Source organism: Pseudomonas putida (assembly GCF_026625125.1).
GTDB classification, from domain to species: domain Bacteria; phylum Pseudomonadota; class Gammaproteobacteria; order Pseudomonadales; family Pseudomonadaceae; genus Aquipseudomonas; species Aquipseudomonas putida_X.
On the sequence record NZ_CP113097.1, the window covers coordinates 4999879 to 5018664 of the forward strand.

Annotated in this window: 19 protein-coding genes, 1 tRNA gene and 2 pseudogenes; 10 read left to right on the forward strand and 12 right to left on the reverse strand. The window is 61.8% G+C overall.

The window, feature by feature from the left end:
- Positions 1-90: 90 nt before the first annotated feature.
- Genes murI through hemA form a run of 5 tightly spaced genes read right to left on the reverse strand, consistent with a single transcriptional unit; the run spans position 91 to position 4816 of the window.
- Entirely contained in the window at positions 91-888 is a 798-nt protein-coding gene (gene murI / locus OSW16_RS22995) for a glutamate racemase (protein WP_267818756.1), read from the reverse strand.
- Positions 881-1636, reverse strand: coding sequence for a molybdopterin-synthase adenylyltransferase MoeB (locus tag OSW16_RS23000; protein WP_241806322.1), 756 nt, complete (start codon positions 1634-1636; stop codon positions 881-883). The genes murI and OSW16_RS23000 overlap by 8 nt, the downstream gene beginning before the upstream one ends.
- Positions 1630-2460 (reverse strand): peptide chain release factor N(5)-glutamine methyltransferase, encoded by an 831-nt coding sequence (gene prmC, locus OSW16_RS23005; protein ID WP_267818759.1) that lies wholly within the window; start codon positions 2458-2460, stop codon positions 1630-1632. Before prmC ends, OSW16_RS23000 begins: the two co-directional genes overlap by 7 nt.
- Complete coding sequence (prfA, locus tag OSW16_RS23010) at positions 2460-3542, reverse strand: peptide chain release factor 1 (protein WP_267818761.1); 1083 nt, start codon at positions 3540-3542, stop codon at positions 2460-2462. Before prfA ends, prmC begins: the two co-directional genes overlap by 1 nt.
- Positions 3539-4816: a glutamyl-tRNA reductase gene (gene hemA, locus OSW16_RS23015; protein WP_241806319.1), complete on the reverse strand. Its 1278-nt coding sequence runs from the start codon at positions 4814-4816 to the stop codon at positions 3539-3541. The genes prfA and hemA overlap by 4 nt, the downstream gene beginning before the upstream one ends.
- 433 nt (positions 4817-5249) lie before the next feature.
- Here hemA and OSW16_RS23020 point away from each other — a divergent pair, with 433 nt between their 5' ends.
- The 8 genes from OSW16_RS23020 (at position 5250) to ychF (ending at position 12040) form a co-directional block, all read left to right on the forward strand.
- Positions 5250-6971 (forward strand): tetratricopeptide repeat protein, encoded by a 1722-nt coding sequence (locus OSW16_RS23020; protein WP_267818763.1) that lies wholly within the window; start codon positions 5250-5252, stop codon positions 6969-6971.
- Positions 6972-6975: 4 nt separating this feature from the next.
- Positions 6976-7593: a lipoprotein insertase outer membrane protein LolB gene (gene lolB / locus OSW16_RS23025; RefSeq protein WP_267818765.1), complete on the forward strand. Its 618-nt coding sequence runs from the start codon at positions 6976-6978 to the stop codon at positions 7591-7593.
- Positions 7594-7596: 3 nt separating this feature from the next.
- Positions 7597-8457, forward strand: a complete 861-nt coding sequence (gene ispE / locus OSW16_RS23030; protein WP_267818767.1) for a 4-(cytidine 5'-diphospho)-2-C-methyl-D-erythritol kinase — start codon at positions 7597-7599, stop codon at positions 8455-8457.
- Positions 8458-8476: 19 nt separating this feature from the next.
- Positions 8477-8551 (forward strand) — tRNA-Gln (locus tag OSW16_RS23035).
- Between the two features lie 48 nt (positions 8552-8599).
- A complete protein-coding gene (locus OSW16_RS23040) occupies positions 8600-9541 on the forward strand; it encodes a ribose-phosphate pyrophosphokinase (RefSeq protein ID WP_003247410.1) in 942 nt (313 codons plus the stop codon).
- Positions 9542-9659: 118 nt separating this feature from the next.
- The gene (locus tag OSW16_RS23045) at positions 9660-10256 is read left to right on the forward strand and encodes a 50S ribosomal protein L25/general stress protein Ctc (protein WP_267818769.1); all 597 of its coding nucleotides are present in this window, start codon (positions 9660-9662) and stop codon (positions 10254-10256) included.
- Positions 10257-10332: 76 nt separating this feature from the next.
- Complete coding sequence (gene pth / locus OSW16_RS23050; RefSeq protein ID WP_176512175.1) at positions 10333-10917, forward strand: aminoacyl-tRNA hydrolase; 585 nt, start codon at positions 10333-10335, stop codon at positions 10915-10917.
- A 22-nt stretch (positions 10918-10939) separates the two neighbouring features.
- Positions 10940-12040: a redox-regulated ATPase YchF gene (ychF, locus tag OSW16_RS23055; RefSeq protein ID WP_008099042.1), complete on the forward strand. Its 1101-nt coding sequence runs from the start codon at positions 10940-10942 to the stop codon at positions 12038-12040.
- 138 nt (positions 12041-12178) lie between these two features.
- On the opposite strand, the pseudogene OSW16_RS23060 reads toward ychF, so the two are convergent.
- Positions 12179-12424 (reverse strand): annotated as a pseudogene (locus tag OSW16_RS23060) (DUF1016 domain-containing protein); the annotation flags it as partial.
- 53 nt (positions 12425-12477) lie between these two features.
- A complete protein-coding gene (locus OSW16_RS23065; RefSeq protein WP_267818776.1) occupies positions 12478-12747 on the reverse strand; it encodes a hypothetical protein in 270 nt (89 codons plus the stop codon).
- Positions 12748-13300: 553 nt separating this feature from the next.
- On the opposite strand from OSW16_RS23065, the gene OSW16_RS23070 reads away from it, so the two are divergent.
- Positions 13301-15022, forward strand: coding sequence for a SulP family inorganic anion transporter (locus OSW16_RS23070; RefSeq protein WP_267818778.1), 1722 nt, complete (start codon positions 13301-13303; stop codon positions 15020-15022).
- 4 nt (positions 15023-15026) lie between these two features.
- Here OSW16_RS23070 and OSW16_RS26975 read toward each other — a convergent pair.
- The 5 genes and pseudogenes from OSW16_RS26975 to OSW16_RS23095 form a co-directional block, all read right to left on the reverse strand.
- A pseudogene (locus tag OSW16_RS26975) lies at positions 15027-15355 on the reverse strand (hypothetical protein); the annotation flags it as partial.
- Positions 15337-15483: a DUF2955 domain-containing protein gene (locus OSW16_RS27215; protein WP_267818781.1), complete on the reverse strand. Its 147-nt coding sequence runs from the start codon at positions 15481-15483 to the stop codon at positions 15337-15339. The pseudogene OSW16_RS26975 and the gene OSW16_RS27215, both read right to left, overlap by 19 nt.
- Before the next feature lie 77 nt (positions 15484-15560).
- The gene (gene ppk2 / locus OSW16_RS23085; RefSeq protein ID WP_267818783.1) at positions 15561-16379 is read right to left on the reverse strand and encodes a polyphosphate kinase 2; all 819 of its coding nucleotides are present in this window, start codon (positions 16377-16379) and stop codon (positions 15561-15563) included.
- A 51-nt stretch (positions 16380-16430) separates the two neighbouring features.
- Complete coding sequence (gene ycaC / locus OSW16_RS23090) at positions 16431-17051, reverse strand: isochorismate family cysteine hydrolase YcaC (RefSeq protein WP_046784574.1); 621 nt, start codon at positions 17049-17051, stop codon at positions 16431-16433.
- Between the two features lie 107 nt (positions 17052-17158).
- Positions 17159-18148 carry a Fic family protein gene (locus OSW16_RS23095; protein WP_267818786.1) on the reverse strand — a complete coding sequence of 330 codons (990 nt, stop codon included), beginning with the start codon at positions 18146-18148 and terminating at the stop codon, positions 17159-17161.
- Positions 18149-18375: 227 nt separating this feature from the next.
- Between OSW16_RS23095 and OSW16_RS23100 the strand changes: the two genes are divergently transcribed.
- Complete coding sequence (locus OSW16_RS23100) at positions 18376-18765, forward strand: YybH family protein (RefSeq protein WP_267818788.1); 390 nt, start codon at positions 18376-18378, stop codon at positions 18763-18765.
- The last annotated feature ends 21 nt before the right edge of the window (positions 18766-18786 follow it).

Here is an 18786-nt window from a genome sequence, read left to right on the forward strand (position 1 = left end):
TTTCCAATGCTGTTGTAAGTGTTTGCCTCATGGCAGGCAAAACATAGAAATCAGGAGTGGGACGATAGTTCAGCTGTTTTCACGTTTTTTTTACAATTCGAACTTGTTCACACTACCCGACGTGTTCCACAGCACAGGAAGGATGGTTTCCAATGACCGCGGCTCGGCGCTGGTCCAGAATGCCGCTTCGCGTGCCGGCCCCTCGGCCAGCAGCCCGCGCGCGGCGAGTAACCGTTGCAGTTGGCGCGCCACCGCCGCCCCGGTATCGATGATAGCGACGTCGGCGGGCACCATCCCGGCCAGCAATGGGCGCAGGAATGGGTAATGGGTACACCCGAGAATCAACGTATCGCACCCTGCCGCAAGCAAGGGCTGCAAGTACCCAAGCAACAGCTGGCGCAATTGCGGGCTACCCAGGTCACCCGTCTCGATCAGCTCGACCAGCCCAGGGCAAGGCTGGGTGACCACGCGTACGTCACTGGCGAAGCGGTCGAGCAAGGCGGCGAACTTGGCGCTCTGCAAGGTGCCGGTAGTGGCCAGCACACCGACCACGCCGGAACGGGTGGCGGCAGCAGCAGGCTTCACGGCCGGCTCCATGCCTACCAGCGGCCAGTCGGGGTAAAGCTCACGCAGGTCGGCAACCGCTGCCACGGTTGCCGTGTTGCAGGCCAGGACCATCGCCTTGGCGCCCTGCGCCTGGAAAAACTCGGCAATGCGCCGGCAACGCTGGCGGATGTAGTCGGGGGTTTTCTCGCCATACGGCACATGCCCGCAATCGGCCACATAGAGCAGCGACTCGCTGGGCAGCAAGCGCTGGATCTCGGCCAGCACGGACAAACCGCCGACCCCGGAGTCCATCACGCCAACCGCTGCCGAGCGCTCAGCCATCGCGCTTGCCACACACCGCACAAGCCGGGTCGCGCTTGACCCGCAGCTCACGCAGGCGCGTGCCCATGGCGTCGATCAGCAGCAAGCGGCCCACCAGCGGCTCGCCAAAACACGCCAGCAGTTTCATGGCTTCCAGCGCCTGCAGGCTGCCGACCAGCCCCACCAGCGGGCCGATCACGCCGGCTTCGCTGCAGGTCAGCTCGTCTTCGCTGCCATGGCCATACAGGCAATGGTAGCAAGGGCTGTAATCGCGCCGAGGGTCGAACACCGACAGCTGCCCTTCGAGGCGGATGGCTGCCCCACTGACCAGCGGCTTACCGTGGGCGAAGCACGCTGCATTGACCGCCTCGCGGGTACCGAAGTTATCGGAACAGTCCAGCACCAGGTCGACGGCTGCTACCGCAGCGGCCAGGGAATCTTCGTCCAGCGCCTGACGGTGGGCGACCAAGGTGATTTCAGGGTTGATGGCCGCAAGCCGCTGCAGCGCCGAGTCCACCTTGCTCATGCCAACGCTGCCACTGTCATGGATGACCTGGCGCTGCAGGTTGGTCAGGTCGACGGTATCGAAGTCCGCCAGGTGCAGTTCCCCCACACCCGCGGCTGCCAGGTAGAGCGCCACCGGTGAGCCCAGACCACCCAAGCCGATGATCAGCGCCTTGCTTTGCTTGAGGCGCAACTGGCCTTCGATGTCCACCTGTGCCAGCAGGATCTGCCGGCTGTAACGCAACAATTCCTGATCGGTCAGCATGGCAGGCGCCCCAGGGAAATACGTTCGTGACCGCCCAGGTCCTTGCGGCTGGCCACCTCGATGAAACCTTGCCCGGCCAGCAGAGCGCGCACCGCCTGTGCCTGGTCGTAGCCGTGTTCCAGCAGCAGCCAGCCACCGGGCAGCAGATGCGCCGGTGCCTGGCCAACGATCAGCCGCAGGTCGTCCAGGCCATCGGCCCCGGCCACCAGTGCACTGCTGGGCTCGAAGCGCACATCACCGGCAGCCAGGTGCGGGTCTTGGGCAGCGATGTACGGCGGGTTGCTGAGGATCAGGTCGAAACGCTCCCCGCTCAAGGCACTGAACCAGTGGCTGGCGAGCACCTTCACGTTGCCCAGGCCCAAGCGTTGACGATTACGCTCAGCCAGCGCTACCGCTTCCTCGACCCGGTCCAGTGCCGTGACCTGCCAGGCCGGGCGCTCGCTGGCCAAGGCCAGCGCTATCGCGCCAGTGCCGGTGCCCAGGTCGAGCACCTTGGCGGGCGTTGCAGGCTGCAGCTCAAGCGCCGTCTCGACCAGAAGCTCGGTATCAGGGCGCGGAATCAACGTGTGTGGTGCCACTTCCAGGTCGAGTTTCCAGAAGCCCTGTTGGCCTAGAATGTAGGCAACGGGCTCGCCCCCCCGGCGACGCTCAAGGTAGCCCGCGTAGGTCTGCGCATCCTCGCTGCTGACGATGCGTTCAGGCCATGTATGCAGGTAGCTGCGAGACTTGCCGATGGCCGCTGCCAGCAGCAGTTCGGCGTCCAGGCGTGCGGTGGGCGAATCCGGCAATTGCGCAGTGCGCAGCAGGCTGGCGATGATGGTCATCAATCCCCCAGTGCCGCCAGCTGATCAGCCTGGTATTCGGCCAGCAACGGTTCGATCACCGCGTCCACGCCCCCGGCAAGGATATCGTCGAGGGAATACAAGGTCAGGTTGATACGGTGATCGGTCACCCGCCCCTGTGGATAATTGTAAGTACGGATACGCTCTGAGCGGTCGCCCGAACCGACCAGCAGTTTACGTTCACTGGCGATGGCGTTCTGCGCCGCGCTGGTCTGCATGTCATTGAGCTTGGCCGACAGCCAGGACATGGCTCGGGCGCGGTTCTTGTGCTGCGAACGCTCCTCCTGGCACTCCACCACGATGCCAGTAGGCAAGTGGGTGATGCGAATGGCGGAGTCTGTTTTGTTGACGTGCTGGCCACCGGCGCCGGATGCGCGGTAGGTGTCCACGCGCAAATCGGCCGGGTTGATCTCGATAGCCACTTGCTCATCCGGCTCGGGCAGCACCGCGACAGTACACGCTGAGGTGTGGATACGGCCTTGCGATTCGGTTTCAGGCACCCGCTGCACGCGGTGCGCGCCAGACTCGAACTTGAGCTTGCCGTAAACGCTGTCGCCTTCGACGCGGGCGATGATCTCTTTATAGCCGCCGTGCTCGCCTTCGTTCTCGGAGAGAATTTCAAGGCGCCAGCCGCGCCGTTCGGCATAGCGCGAATACATGCGGAACAGATCGCCCGAGAAGATGGCCGCCTCGTCGCCGCCGGTGCCTGCGCGAATTTCGAGGAACACGTTGCGCCCGTCGTTGGGGTCTTTAGGCAACAGCATGCGTTGCAGCTGCGACTCCAGCCCCAGCAGTTGCTCCTTGGCTTCGCGTACTTCTTCCACAGCCATTTCGCGCATATCGGGGTCGGCGTCCTTGAGCAGCGCCTGGGCACCCTCGAGGTCGTCCTGCACCTTGCGCCACTCTTTATAGGCGCCGATCACCGGCTCCACTTCGGCGTATTCGCGAGAATAGGCGCGAAAGCGCGTTTGGTCGGAAATGACTTCGGCATCACCCAGCAAGGCGGTGAGTTCCTCGAAGCGGTCCTGGAGCGTGTCCAGTTTGTTCAGCAGCGACGCTTTCATTGCAAGGATTTGTCCGTCGAGCCCTCGTTGAGGGCAAAGAGTTCCTGGGCCATGGCCAGCGCATCGAGCCGGCCCTCGGCCGAGAGCTTTTTCAACTGCACGCTGGGCGCATGCAGGAGTTTGTTGGTCAGCCCCCGGGCCAGTTGCGCCAGTACCTCCTCGGGGTTGCCACCGTTGGCCAGCAGACGCTGGGCCTTTTGCAGTTCTTCGTCGCGCAGGCGCTCGCTTTGCTGGCGATAGGCGCGCAACACATCGACCGCAGCCAGTTCGCGCAGACGCACCATGAAGTCTTCGGCGCCCACCGAGACCAGCTCTTCGGCCGCCTGGGCCGCGCCCTGGCGGCTCTTGAGGTTTTCCGCGACCACTTCATGCAGGTCATCGACGGTATACAGGTACACGTCGTCGAGCTCACCTACCTCCGGCTCGATGTCGCGCGGCACGGCGATGTCGACCATGAAGATCGGCTTGTGCCGGCGCTGCTTCAGCGCGCTTTCCACCGCGCCCTTGCCCAGGATGGGCAGTTGGCTGGCGGTCGAGCTGATGACGATGTCGCTGTGCGCCAGCTCTTGTGGGATATCGGCCAGCAACACGGCGTGAGCCCCGAACTGCTCGGCCAGCAGGCTGGCCCGCTCCAGTGTACGGTTGGCCACGACGATACGGCGCACGCCCTGCTCATGCAGGTGACGAGCAACCAGGGTGATGGTTTCACCGGCGCCGATCAGCAGTGCCTGGCTGCGCCCCAGGTCGCTGAAGATCTGCCGCGCCAGGCTGACCGCGGCGAACGCCACCGACACCGGGTTCTCGCCGATCGCGGTGTCGGTGCGCACCTGTTTGGCTGCGCTGAAGGTGGCCTGGAACAGGCGCCCGAGGAGCGGGCCCACGGTGCCAGCCTCACGCGCCACGGCATACGCCGACTTCATCTGGCCGAGGATCTGCGGTTCGCCAAGTACCAGCGAGTCGAGGCCCGAGGCAACCCGCATCATGTGCCTGACGGCATCATGCTCTTCATGGATGTAGGCACTGGCGCGCAGCTCATCCAGGCTAAGGCGGTGATAATCGGCCAGCCACTGCAGGACCGCCTCGGCGGACAACTGATCCTGTTCTATATAGAGCTCGCTGCGGTTGCAGGTCGACAGGATCGCCGCCTCACGGCTGGCGGTCAGCCGACAAAGCTGCTGCAGGGCGTCGACCAGCTGCTCTGGGGTAAACGCCACGCGCTCGCGTACGTCTACCGAGGCAGTCTTATGGTTGATACCAAGTGCAAGAAAGGCCATGCAAGGTCGCTGGTTGTGACGAGAAGCCGATAATTGTCCTCTTTCGCAGGTTTTAGAACAACCACCGTTCGCTATTGTCGTGAGGGTGAGGGGCGCAGGCCGCGCAACCTTGCCAACCCCTCGCCTGGAGCCATTGCCCCTGGGCCACGAAACCCATGTCAAAAAATGGCCAGGGAGCGGGAAACATGCCCTTTATCGCCTATAAAAATCGACGATATCCAGGCTCAAGCCCTTGGCCAACACTTAAAAGCAGTCAGACTGGCGCGTTGCCGAGCCGGCGGCGACAAGCCACAGGGCAGTGAACATCCCACCTACCCCGCTGTCCCACCTAATCACCAGCAACGCTGTAAAGCACGACCTTCGCAGGTGGGTTTGCCCCCGCGCTTGTGTCATCATGCTCCGACCGCCGGTAAGTCCTTCTAAGCCTCTTCATATGAACAGACCCTACGCACTGCTGCTTGCCTTCGCCCTGCTCCAGGGCTGCCAGAGCCTGGCCCCACACAAGGCCGAGCCTCCCGTTGCCGAAGCCGGCAAGGCAGAGGCCGACAAGCCCGTGGTGTATGGGTCGTTCAAGCAGGACACGCTCTACAGCCTGCTGGTGGCCGAACTCGCCGGCCAGCGCAACCGGTTCGATATCGCCCTGGCCAATTACACCGACCAGGCCGAGAAAACCCAGGACCCGGGCGTGTCCGAGCGCGCCTACCGCATCGCCGAGTACCTCGGCGCCGACGAGCCGGCCCTGGACAGCGCACTGATCTGGGCCCGCAACGACCCACAGAACCTCGACGCCCAGCGCGCCGCTGCCATCCAGCTGGCGCGGGCAGGCCGCTATGACGACTCCATGACCTATATGGAGAAGGTGCTGCAAGGCCAGGGCGACACGCATTTCGATTTCCTCGCCCTGTCGGCCGCCGAAACCGACCAGAGCACCCGCGACGGCCTGATGCAGAGTTTCGACCGCCTGCTGGTCAAGTACCCCGACAACAACCAGCTGGTGTTCGGCAAGGCCCTGTTGCTGAATCAGGATGGCAAGGCTGAAGAAGCCCTCGAGCTGCTTGAGTCGCACCCGGCGCAAAATGGCGAGATCGCTTCGACCCTGCTGCGCGCCCGCCTGCTCCAGGCCCTGGACCGCGGCCCGGAAGCGCTGCCGCTGCTGCGCGGGGCGATCCGCGACAACCCAGACGACAAGCGCCTGCGGCTGACCTATGCGCGCACCCTGGTCGAACAGGACCGCATCGCCGATGCCAAGGCCGAGTTCATCAGCCTGGTCCAGCAATACCCCGATGATGACGAGCTGCGTTACTCGCTGGCGCTGGTATGCCTGGAGAACAAGGACTGGGATGAGGCCGAGAGCTACCTGCGCGAGCTGATCGAGCGTGACAGCAACGTCGACGCCGCCCACCTGAACCTGGGCCGCATTGCCGAAGAACGCCACGACCCCGCCGGAGCCCTGAGCGAATACGCGCTGGTCGGCCCGGGCCCGGATTACCTGCCGGCACAATTGCGCCAGGCCGATATCCTGATCGCCAACGGCCGTGGCACCGAGGCGTCCCGCCAGCTGGCCCAGGCCCGCGAGGCGCAGCCGGAGCTCGCCATCCAGCTTTACCTGATCGAGTCGGAAAGCTACAGCAACAACAACAAGGACGCCCAGGCCAACCAGGTGCTGCAACAGGCCATCCAGCGCTACCCGGACGACCTCAACCTGCTTTACACCCGCGCCATGCTCGCCGAAAAGCGTGACGACCTGCCGCAGATGGAAAAAGACCTGCGCGCCATCATCGCTCGCGAACCGGAAAACGCCATGGCGCTGAACGCCCTGGGTTATACCCTGGCCGACCGCACAACCCGTTACACTGAAGCCAAGGCCCTGATCGACAAGGCCTATGAGCTATCCCCGGACGACCCGGCAATCCTCGACAGCAAGGGCTGGGTCGCCTACCGCCTGGGTAACCTCGAGGAGGCCGAGCGTTACCTGCGCCAGGCCCTTGAGCGCTTCCCCGACCATGAAGTGGCTGCTCACCTGGGCGAGGTTCTGTGGGCCAACGGCAAGCGCCGTGAAGCTCGCCATGTCTGGGCCAAGGCCTTCGAGGCCCAGCCCGACAGCCCTATCCTGCGCAAGACCGTCTTGCGCCTGACCGGATCCGAGACCCTTTAACGCCATGTTTTTGCGCCATTGCATCACCTTCACCCTGATCGCCCTGCTGGCTGGCTGTGCCGGCTTCGGTAGCCGCGAGGCCCTTCAAGGCCACGGCGACCCACAGCAGTGGCGCACCCATAAAGAGCAATTGAGCAGCCTCGATGGCTGGCAGATCAACGGCAAGGTCGGCATACGCGCGCCGCGCGACTCCGGCAGTGGCACGCTGTTCTGGTTGCAGCGCCAGGACTATTACGACATCCGTCTGGCCGGCCCGCTGGGCCGAGGCGCAGCACGCCTGACCGGCCGCCCCGGTGGTGTGGTACTGGAAGTAGCCAACCAGGGCCGCTACGAAGCCGCCAGCCCCGAAGCGTTGCTGGAAGAACAGCTGGGCTGGCAGTTGCCGGTGTCGCACCTGGTCTGGTGGGTGCGCGGCCTGCCCGCTCCCGACAGCAAGAGCAAGCTGACCCTCGATGGCGACAGCCGCTTGGCCAGCCTGGACCAGGACGGCTGGCAGGTGCAGTACCTGAGCTACACCGAGCAGAACGGCTACTGGCTGCCCGAGCGCCTGAAACTGCACGGCAAGGACCTCGACGTGACCCTGGTGGTCAAGGACTGGCAGCCGCGCCAGCTGGGGCACTGACCGATGCACAGGCTCACCCTGCCCGCCCCGGCCAAGCTCAACCTGTGGCTGCACATCATCGGCCGCCGTCCGGACGGTTACCACGAACTGGAAACCGTCTTCCAGTTTCTCGAGCACGGCGACGAACTGACCTTCGCCCTGCGTGAAGACGGCGCGATCCGCCTGCACACCGAAATCGAAGCGGTGCCCCACGACAGCAACCTGATCGTGCGCGCCGCGCGCAAGCTGCAGGAACAGTCCGGCACCGGGCTTGGCGCCGATATCTGGCTGACCAAGGTGCTGCCCATGGGCGGCGGTATCGGCGGCGGAAGCTCGGATGCCGCGACCACATTGCTGGCGCTGGCGCACCTGTGGCAACTGGATTGGGACGAAGATCGCCTGGCGGCCCTGGGCCTGACACTAGGCGCCGACGTCCCGGTGTTCGTCCGTGGCCATGCTGCATTCGCCCAAGGTGTGGGTGAGCAACTGACCCCGGTCGACCCGGCAGAACCCTGGTACGTCGTGCTGGTGCCGCAAGTGTCTGTCAGCACAGTAGAAATTTTTTCGCATCCACAGTTGACACGTGATTCCCTCCCCCTTAAGATGCGCCCCGTTCCCGAGGGAAACAGTCGAAATGACTGCCAACCGGTGGTAGAGCAAAGTTACCCGGAAGTTCGCAACGCGTTGAATTCACTGGGTAAATTTACTGAAGCTCGATTAACCGGCACTGGAAGTTGCGTGTTTGGGGCCTTCCCAAGCAAAGCCGAAGCTGATAAAGTTCTGGCCCTTCTTTCAGCGACCCAAACAGGGTTTGTGGCGAAAGGAAGCAATGTTTCGATGTTGCATCGCAAGCTGCAAAGTCTGGTCAAGAAGTCGAGTGCATAGCGCTCGCAGCAACAGATACAGGGGCGTCGCCAAGCGGTAAGGCAGCAGGTTTTGATCCTGCCATGCGTTGGTTCGAATCCAGCCGCCCCTGCCATTTTCCTTATACTCATCCAGGTATACCCTCAGCCTCCAGGTACTGCGCGTGTCCAAGATGATGGTCTTTACGGGGAACGCTAACCCCGATCTGGCTCGGCGTGTCGTACGTCAGCTGCATATCCCTCTCGGTGACGTCTCTGTCGGTAAATTCTCCGACGGTGAGATCAGCACTGAGATCAATGAAAATGTCCGCGGTAAAGACGTCTTCATTATTCAGCCGACCTGTGCCCCGACCAACGATAACCTGATGGAACTGGTAGTGATGGCCGACGCCTTCCGCCGCTCCTCAGCATCCCGAATCACCGCCGTGATTCCTTACTTCGGATACGCCCGCCAGGACCGCCGTCCGCGTTCGGCACGTGTAGCCATCAGCGCCAAAGTCGTCGCTGACATGCTCACTGTCGTGGGTATCGACCGTGTTCTCACCGTCGACCTGCACGCTGACCAGATCCAGGGTTTCTTCGATATCCCGGTCGACAACATCTACGGCTCGCCCGTACTGGTCGACGATATCGAAGACCAGCGTTTCGAGAACCTGATGATCGTCTCCCCGGACATCGGTGGTGTCGTGCGCGCACGTGCCGTCGCCAAGTCCCTGGGTGTCGACCTGGGTATCATCGACAAACGCCGTGAAAAGGCCAACCACTCCGAAGTCATGCACATCATCGGCGACGTCGAAGGGCGCACTTGCATCCTGGTAGACGACATGGTCGATACCGCCGGCACCCTGTGCCATGCGGCCAAGGCACTGAAAGAACACGGCGCGGCCAAGGTTTATGCCTATTGCACGCACCCTGTCCTCTCGGGCCGTGCGATCGAGAACATCGAGAAGTCGGTACTGGACGAGCTGGTGGTGACCAACACCGTTCCGCTGTCCGCCGCTGCTCAAGCCTGTGACCGTATCCGCCAGCTGGATATCGCACCGGTTGTCGCTGAAGCGGTCCGCCGTATCAGCAATGAAGAATCGATCAGTGCGATGTTCCGCTAAGCGGAACAGGTACTGATATGAAGCGCCCCGCCCCAACATGTGTTGGGGCGGGGCTTTTTTGCCATCCCCGTTGGCGCTGGTCGCAAACGCCCTCGGGGGGCTATTTTGGAGAAACAAAATGACTGATTTCACTCTGAACGCCCAAGTGCGTAGTGACCTGGGGAAAGGTGCGAGCCGCCGCCTGCGTCACACCGCCAACATCCCAGCCGTTGTATACGGTGGCGATAAAGAAGCTCAATCCCTGACCATCGTGGCCAAGGAAATCGCCAAGCTGTTCGAAAACGAAGCTGCCTTCAGCCACGTTATCGAGCTGAACGTCGACGGCGCCAAGCAGAACGTCGTAGTCAAGGCCATGCAGCGCCACCCGGCCAAAGGCTTCATCATGCACGCCGACTTCGTTCGCGTCGTTGCTGGCCAGAAGCTGACCGCTGTTGTTCCAGTGCACTTCATCAACGAAGAAGCACCGGTCAAGAAAGGCGGCGAGATCTCGCACGTTGAATCGCAGATCGAAGTTTCCTGCGAAGCCAAAGACCTGCCTGAGTTCATCGAAGTCGACCTGGGCAATGCTGAAATCGGCACCATCATCCACCTGTCGGACCTGAAAGCTCCGAAAGGCGTAGAGTTCGTTGCTCTGGCCCACGGTGATGACAAAGCTGTTGCCAACGTTCACGCGCCACGCGTTGCTCCAGAAGCTGAAGAAGGCGCCGCTGAGTAATCCACTCGCGCGCCGGTGTTGATCGGGTTACAGTGCCGCGCACCGTAACCCACCAACTCCAAGGAAGAGCCCCTACGTGACCGCCATCCAGTTGATCGTCGGCCTGGGTAACCCCGGCCCCGAATACGAACAGACCCGGCATAACGCAGGGGCTCTTTTCGTTGAACGCATTGCCAGCGCCCAGCGCGTCTGTTTGACCGCTGACCGCAAGTATTTCGGCCTGACGGCTAAATTCAGCCATCAGGGCAACGACGTTCGTCTGCTCATCCCCACCACCTACATGAACCGTAGCGGCCAGTCCGTGGCGGCATTGGCCAATTTCTTCCGCATCAAGCCGGAAGCGATCCTGGTGGCGCATGACGAACTCGACCTGCCTCCGGGCGTCGCCAAGCTCAAGCGCGGCGGCGGCCATGGCGGGCATAACGGCCTGCGCGACATCATCGCGCAGCTCGGCAACCAGAACGACTTCCACCGCCTGCGGCTTGGCATCGGCCACCCGGGTGACGCCAAACTGGTCTCCAACTTCGTCCTGGGCCGCGCGCCGCGCGCCGAGCAGGAGAAGCTCGACGCCAGCATCGATTTTGCCCTCGGCGTGTTGCCTGACGTGCTTGCCGGCGATTTCGCCAAGGCAATGCGCGAGCTGCACAGCCAGAAGGCCTGATTTCCTAGAGAGGGGAATACCCATGGGTTTCAATTGCGGCATCGTCGGCCTGCCCAACGTCGGCAAGTCCACCCTGTTCAACGCCCTGACCAAGTCTGGCATCGCGGCGGAGAACTTCCCCTTCTGCACCATCGAGCCGAACAGCGGTATCGTGCCGATGCCAGATGCGCGCCTGGCTGCGCTGGCGGAAATCGTCAAGCCTAATCGCATCCTGCCGACCACCATGGAGTTCGTCGACATCGCCGGCCTGGTGGCCGGTGCCTCGAAAGGTGAAGGCCTGGGCAACAAGTTCCTCGCCAACATCCGCGAGACCGACGCCATCGCCCACGTGGTGCGCTGCTTCGAAGACGAAAACGTGATCCACGTTTCCAACAGCGTCGACCCCAAGCGCGACATCGAGATCATTGACCTCGAGCTGATCTTCGCCGACCTGGACAGCTGCGAGAAGCAACTGCAGAAGGTCACCCGCAATGCCAAGGGTGGCGACAAGGAAGCCCTGGCGCAAAAGGCAATCCTGGAAAAGCTGATCCCGCACTTCACCGAAGGCAAGCCGGCACGCAGCCTGATGAAGAACATGGCCGACGACGAGAAAGCCGTCATCCGTGGCTTCCACCTGCTGACCAGCAAGCCGGTGATGTACATCGCCAACGTGGCTGAAGATGGCTTCGACAACAACCCGCACCTGGACGTGGTCAAGGCCATCGCCGAAGAAGAAGGCGCGGTCGTGGTGCCGGTGTGCAACAAGATCGAAGCAGAGATCGCCGAACTGGACGACGGTGAAGAGAAGGACATGTTCCTCGAGGCCCTGGGCCTGGAAGAACCTGGCCTGAACCGCGTGATCCGCGCCGGTTACGAACTGCTGAACCTGCAAACCTACTTCACTGCCGGCGTGCAGGAAGTACGTGCCTGGACCGTGCGTGTCGGTGCCACTGCACCGCAGGCAGCGGGCGTGATCCACACCGACTTCGAAAAAGGCTTCATCCGCGCTGAAGTGGTGGCCTATGACGACTTCATCCAGTTCAAGGGTGAAGGCGGAGCCAAGGAAGCCGGTAAATGGCGCCTGGAAGGCAAGGACTACATCGTCAAAGACGGCGATGTGATGCACTTCCGCTTCAACGTATAACGGCAGTAAATCCGCGGCGCCCCGTTCGCGGGTGAACCCGCTCCCACAGGTACTGCGCCGCGCTTCAGGCTGGTGCTAAACCTGTAGGAGCGGGTTTACCCGCGAACGGGGCGCCGCCGTTTCAGGCCAGTGAAAAGCCCCGGACTTGGGGAGACCAAGAAACTCCAACAGAATCGGATCACGCACAAAATCACGCGGACTCTGGCACCCCGTATGCACATAGGTCACAGCTTCCTACCTCACAGCCGCGCGATCTTGACTCGCCAACAGACGCTCGTAAAACAGCGTACCGATTTGCCGATTCAGCGCACGGCTGCTCCAATTCTGGAGGGCAGCTTCATTCATGTACCACTGTCGAGCGATGTCGCTGTCGACCCTGAGAAGCGATTGAGGAGGCCTCTGCGCGGCCAGTCGCTAAGAGACCTGAGGGTAAACGGTCAGTGCCAAGTAATATCTCCAGCCTCCCGAGTCAGCACCAATTCGGTCAACGCCCGACCCATCTGCACGTTGTGCACGGAATTGACCAGCATGCCGATACCCGGCTCGCCGACATTGCCGCAGATGTATTCGTCGAGGGTGTCTTCAATACCGCGCAGTAACTGAATGACATAGAGCAATGCCTCGGCTGAGGGCATGTCGTTGTTGATGGTGTAGAACGAGCGGGAGCTGGGTTTTGCGGTGGGCGGATCAGGTACAAGCTTTTTCATGATGCTTCTCCGAGTTCAGTACACGAAGCCCCCCACTCAACTTCCTCTCACAGAAGCAGGGTGGCAGCCGAACGCGGGGTGAGAGACCGGCGAACATCGGAATTCCGGCCAGGCAAACGCCTGCCCACGAACGGCTGCCATAACACTGGCACGATGTATCACCGGGCTCTCACACCCGATCGTCAAACCATGACGACCTGGGGAAATTAGCCCTGATGCTCATCATCGACAACAGAGAAACGGCAGCTGCGCGCGTAGGATAATTCCCAAGCTAACTTGAACTGAAGCATTTGGTTTCAGGTTAGGAAAGATCCTACGCCTGAAGGCTTGCTCGGCAGTAGTGCCCAAAAAAACGAATGGTGGTAAGAAACCCGGCCAACGTTGACAGTAATGGGTTGCTGTAGCCCGCGCAGGACAATTACCAAGCTATCGTGAATTGAAGCATCTGGTTTCAAGTGAGTACCTGGCCCACGCCTCGGGGCTGGCGCAGTGCCGCCTGTTTGCCCCAGCCCACCACAAGCACTTCATGCGTCCTCCGCCCAGGAGCCCCACCATGCATGAAACACCTCCACGCCCCGGCTTCGACTGGCAACGCTGGCTCCCCGGGCTGGCCACCCTGGTGCACTACCAGCTCGCCTGGCTGCCCAAGGACATCGCTGCCGGGCTGGTACTGACCACCATGCTGGTGCCCGTGGGCATCGCCTACGCCGAAGCCTCCGGTGTACCCGGCATCTACGGCTTGTACGCGACCATCGTGCCGTTGCTGGCCTACGCTTTGTTCGGCCCCAGCCGAATCCTGGTGCTCGGCCCTGATTCGGCGCTGGCCGCGCCGATCCTGGCGGTGGTGGTGCAGTACGCCGCCAGCGACCCCCAGCGCGCCATCGCCATCGCCAGCCTGATGGCCCTGGTGGCCGGCGCCTTCTGCATGATCGCCGGGTTGCTGCGCCTGGGCTTCATCACCGAGTTGCTGTCCAAGCCTATCCGCTATGGCTACATGAACGGTATCGCGCTGACCGTGCTGATCAGCCAGTTGCCCAAGCTGTTCGGCCTCTCGATCGACAGCCAGGGGCCCCTGCGCGATCTGTGGCAGCTGGCACAGGCCCTGATCGCCGGCCAGGGGCACTGGCCCAGCTTTGCCATCGGTGCCGGCAGCCTGGCGCTGATTCTGCTGCTCAAGCCCTACAAGCGCTTACCGGGCATCCTGATCGCCGTGGTGCTCGCCACCCTGGCGGTAAGCCTGTTCGGCCTCGACCAGATGGGCGTCAAAGTACTGGGTGAGCTTCCCCAGGGCTTGCCCAGCTTCGCCTTCCCCTGGGTAACCGACATCGACCTGATCGAGGTGCTGCTGGGCGGCATCGCCGTGGCGTTGGTGTCGTTCGCCGATACCAGTGTGCTGTCACGTACCTACGCGGCGCGCCTGAAAACGACGGTCAACCCGAACCAGGAAATGTTTGGCCTGGGGGTAGCCAACCTGGCATCCGGGCTGTTCCAAGGCATCCCGATCAGCAGCAGTTCGTCGCGTACGCCGGTGGCTGAGGCGGCCGGCTCGAAAACCCAGCTTACCGGCATCATCGGCGCAGTGGCGGTGACCATCCTGCTGTTGGTCGCCCCCAACCTCATGCAGCACCTGCCCATCAGTGCGTTGGCCGCAGTGGTGATCGCGGCGGCATTGGGGCTTTTCGAGTTCGCCGACCTCAAGCGCATCTTTCGCATGCAGCAATGGGAGTTCTGGCTGTCGTTCACCTGCTTCGTGGGGGTTGCGGTGTTCGGCGCCATCCCCGGTATCTGCATCGCCGTGGCGATTTCGGTGATCGAGTTTCTGTGGGATGGCTGGCGGCCGCACCATGCGGTGCTCGGCCGCGTCGACGGCACCCGTGGCTACCATGACGTGCAGCGTTATCCACAGGCTCGCCGGGTACCGGGGCTGGTGCTGCTGCGCTGGGATGCGCCGCTGTTCTTCGCCAATGCCGAGCAGTTTCAGGCCAAGGTGCTGGCAGCTGTGGAGGAGTCGCCTACCCCGGTGCAGCGCCTGGTGATTGCGGCGGAGCCGGTGACCAGTATCGATATCACGTCCGCCGACATGCTGGCCGAGCTCGACCGGGCCCTGGAGGCCCGGGGGGTCGAGTTGCAGTTCGCCGAGATGAAGGACCCGGTGAAAGACAAGATGAAACGGTTCGAATTGTTCCAGCACATGGGCGAGACGGCGTTTCACCCCACTGTCGGCGCGGCGGTGGATGCCTATCTGCAAGACACCGGGGTGGACTGGAAGCCATGAGCCGCTAAACGGCCTTGAGCCGACGCCGGTCGAGCCCTATCAGCAAGGCACTCGCATACAGCGACACGGCCAGAAACAACGCCATGCGGACCGCAAACGCCCGATAGACGTCCTGGCCAGCGGCACTGTCCTGCACTGACTGCCCCAGCAGGATGAGCAGGGTGGTCAGGCAGCTTACCCAGTACGCAGGGCTGTGCCGCGTGCTTGCCACCTGATAGAGCCTGCGCCCCTTGCCAGCACCGGCGAGCCGATGAGTTCGCGGCTGGCATGCCGAGCCCGGGTTTCGCCAGCCTGCTGCCCAAGGCTCACCGCCTTCATGACAAGCGGCATGAACGCAACAGCACCGCGAACACCGGCGCCAATATGGGCACCGGCAAGCCACGGCCGAAACCCTCCACCAGGCAGAGCGCCACGCCTAGCGCCAGGCGCAGCGCGCGCAGGCGGCGCAGCTCAATAGGCATAGGACCACCGTGGCCTGCAGTAGGCTGCCGTCATGTGGCATAGGTTCGTACCCTTGCGACCTTGCGCAGTAAGGGAATCAGAAACGCTCTTGGACCACTTTGAAGGGATAGGCTATGGCTTTGTACTTACCGATCTTGCCGCGTTTGGGCAGCTTCACCACCTTGTCGCCGGTGACGTCCTTGTAGGGAATGCGCGAGAGCAGATGGCTGATGATGTTCAGGCGAGCACGGCGTTTGTCGTCGGAGTGGGCCAGAAACCACGGCGCCCACGACGAGTCGGAGGCAGCGAACATTTCATCGCGGGCGTGGGTGTATTCGTCCCAGTGGGTGTAGGACTTAAGGTCCATGGGCGAGAGTTTCCATAACTTGCGACCGTCATTGATGCGATCTTGCAGGCGGCGGGTCTGCTCCTGGGCGCTGACTTCGAGCCAATACTTGATGAGGATGATCCCCGACTCGACCATCAGCTTCTCCAGCAAGGGGACCACCGACAGGAACTTGCTGGCCTGCTCCTCGGTGCAGAAGCCCATTACCCGTTCAACACCGGCGCGGTTGTACCAGCTGCGATCGAAAATCACCACCTCCCCCGCTGCGGGCAGATGGTTGAGGTAACGCTGGGAGTACATCTGGGACTTTTCCCGTTCAGTCGGCGCCGGTAGCGCCACCACCCGGAACACACGCGGGCTTACCCGCTCGGTGATGGCCTTGATGGTACCGCCCTTGCCGGCACCGTCCCGGCCCTCGAACAAGATGCACACCTTCAGGCCCTTGGCCACGACCCATTCCTGCAGTTTCACCAATTCCACATGCAGGGTTTTGAGCTGTTTGTCATAGGCCTTGCCGCTCAGCTTCTCAGCGGGCGCCTGCAAGTCTTTTTTCCTGGACGGCTTGGCCATGACACGCTCCTTTGGGGCGAATGAAAGTCAGTATGGTCGATCCCCGGGGTTTTACTTGGCCAACTTGCTGTAGCTGGTCATCAGGTTGCGGTAGTCGGGAATGTGGTTGGAGAACAACGTGCCCAGCCCTTCGACATCATTGCGCCAGTCGCGATGCAGCTCGCAGGCCACCCCGAACCAGGTCATCAGTTGCGCCCCGGCTGCCTCCATCCGCCGCCAGGCCGAATCACGGGTCAGCTCATTGAAGGTGCCGGAGGCATCGGTAACCACGAACACCTCGAAACCCTCTTCCAGCGCCGACAACGCCGGGAAGGCCACACAGACTTCGGTGACCACGCCGGCGATAAGCAGCTGCTTCTTGCCCGTGGCCTTCACCGCTTTGACGAAATCTTCGTTGTCCCAGGCATTGATGTTGCCCGGCCGGGCGATGTAAGGCGCGTCGGGGAACTGCTCCTTGAGTTCTGGCACCAGCGGCCCGTTGGGACCGGTTTCGAAGCTGGTGGTGAGGATGGTGGGCAGCTTGAAATACTCGGCTAGGTCGGCCAGTGCCAACACGTTGTTCTTGAAACGGTCGGGGTCGATATCGCGGACCAGCGACAGCAAGCCAGTCTGGTGATCGACCAGCAGCACTGCGGCGTTGTTCTTGTCCAGACGTTTGTATTGGAAGGCCATGACAGATCTCCTTGCGAACGCAGGTTGGGAGTTTCAGCGTAGGCAAGGATTGAGGTTGGGATACGCCGTCAGTCGGCGAAGGCCTGGATGATCACGTCCACAGCATGTCAGTTACGCACTCGTCGGTACTGCTGGGTCGGACTGCGCGGTGAATCTGGCTCTGTCATTTCGATCAGCCCTGCAGCCAAAGCAGGTTTCAGATAGCTTTTGCTGAACGTGGGGCGGTGAGAAAGTCCCAGACGCTGCATCAACTCATTGCTTTTCAACGCTGAACCCGGCGGAAGAATACTCAAAAGGCTGGCTACTTGATCGGTTACTTGATCGGTTACTTGATCGGTAGCCCTGGCTTCAACAAGTGCCTGCAGCAGAGCACTCAGCATGAACTCAGCGAACGGTGTTGCCTCAGCTGCCTGATCTGAAGCTGCAAGCGCTGCGTAATAGGCGTCCTGTTGCTCACGGATAACAGTTTCCACCGGCATGAATGCCATAACAGGGCGCCAGCGACTTAGCAGGAGTGTCTGCCATAACCTCCCCATCCGCCCGTTACCGTCAGCGAACGGATGGATGAATTCAAATTCGTAATGAAACACGCAGCTTACAATCAGAGGATGCCACTCACTGCGGGCCAGCCAATGCAGAAGGTCCTGTACCAGCGTTGCAACCCGGCTGGCGGGTGGCGCCATGTGCAGCAGCTTTGCCTCACGGTAGATACCCACGCCACTCTCGCGGAAGTGACCTGCATCATCAATCAGACCCTGCATCAGTAAACCGTGCGCAGTCAGCAAATCGGATTGACGATCCGGCTGCCAGGTCGGCATCGCATCGTAAGCAGAGAAGGCGTTGCGGACTTCCTGGATCTCGCGTGGCAAACCCATTACTCGCTTTCCATCCAATAGCGCGGTCACCTGCTCGACGGTAAGGGTATTGTTTTCAATGGCAAGCGAAGCCTGGATGGTCCGTATACGGTTACCTCGGCGCAGTTGTGGTGTGAAGGTATCCTCCCGATAAGCCGTCAGTTGCCCCACGCACTCACTGATCTCGGCGACCAGTGCCAATATTCGCGGCGTTACTGTCAGCGGCGGCTGATAATTGCTCATCGCCTGTATTTCCTTTGAATTCAAAAGACCTGAAGAGGGGCTGCATTGCCACCCAAAGGCCACATGCAATTGCCTTCACCTTATCCACTGCTATGGCATGGGTAAAGCAAGCGGGGCTATTGGTTCACGAATTTCTAAACTAATTATTTCCCCCCAGCGATTTTTCCCCCCGCCCCTCCCCACCAGAATCGCTTCACCACAATCACAAAAACCGTGAGGCCACTCCCGTGGACCAGACACTCCAGGTACGGCAGGCCGCCGCCGACCTCGTCGCCGCCTTCGCCAGCAACGACACCGCCCGCTACTTCGCCTGCTTCAGCGAAGATGCCACCTTCCTTTTCCACACCTTGGCGCAACCGCTGCTGTCGCGCGGTGCCTACGAGGACCTCTGGGCCCAATGGCAGGCCGATGGCTTTGCCGTGCTCAGCTGCGTTTCGAGCAATGCCCAGGTAAGCCTGCAGGGTGAGGTGGCGGTTTTCATGCACGATGTGGCCACACGCATCCGCATCGCTGGCGAAGAACACCAGCTGGCCGAGCGCGAAACCATTGTGTTCCGCCGCCACGGCGAACGCTGGCTGGCCTGCCATGAGCACCTGTCGGTCGTCACCGCAACCTGATTCACCTTACGCGGCCCTGCC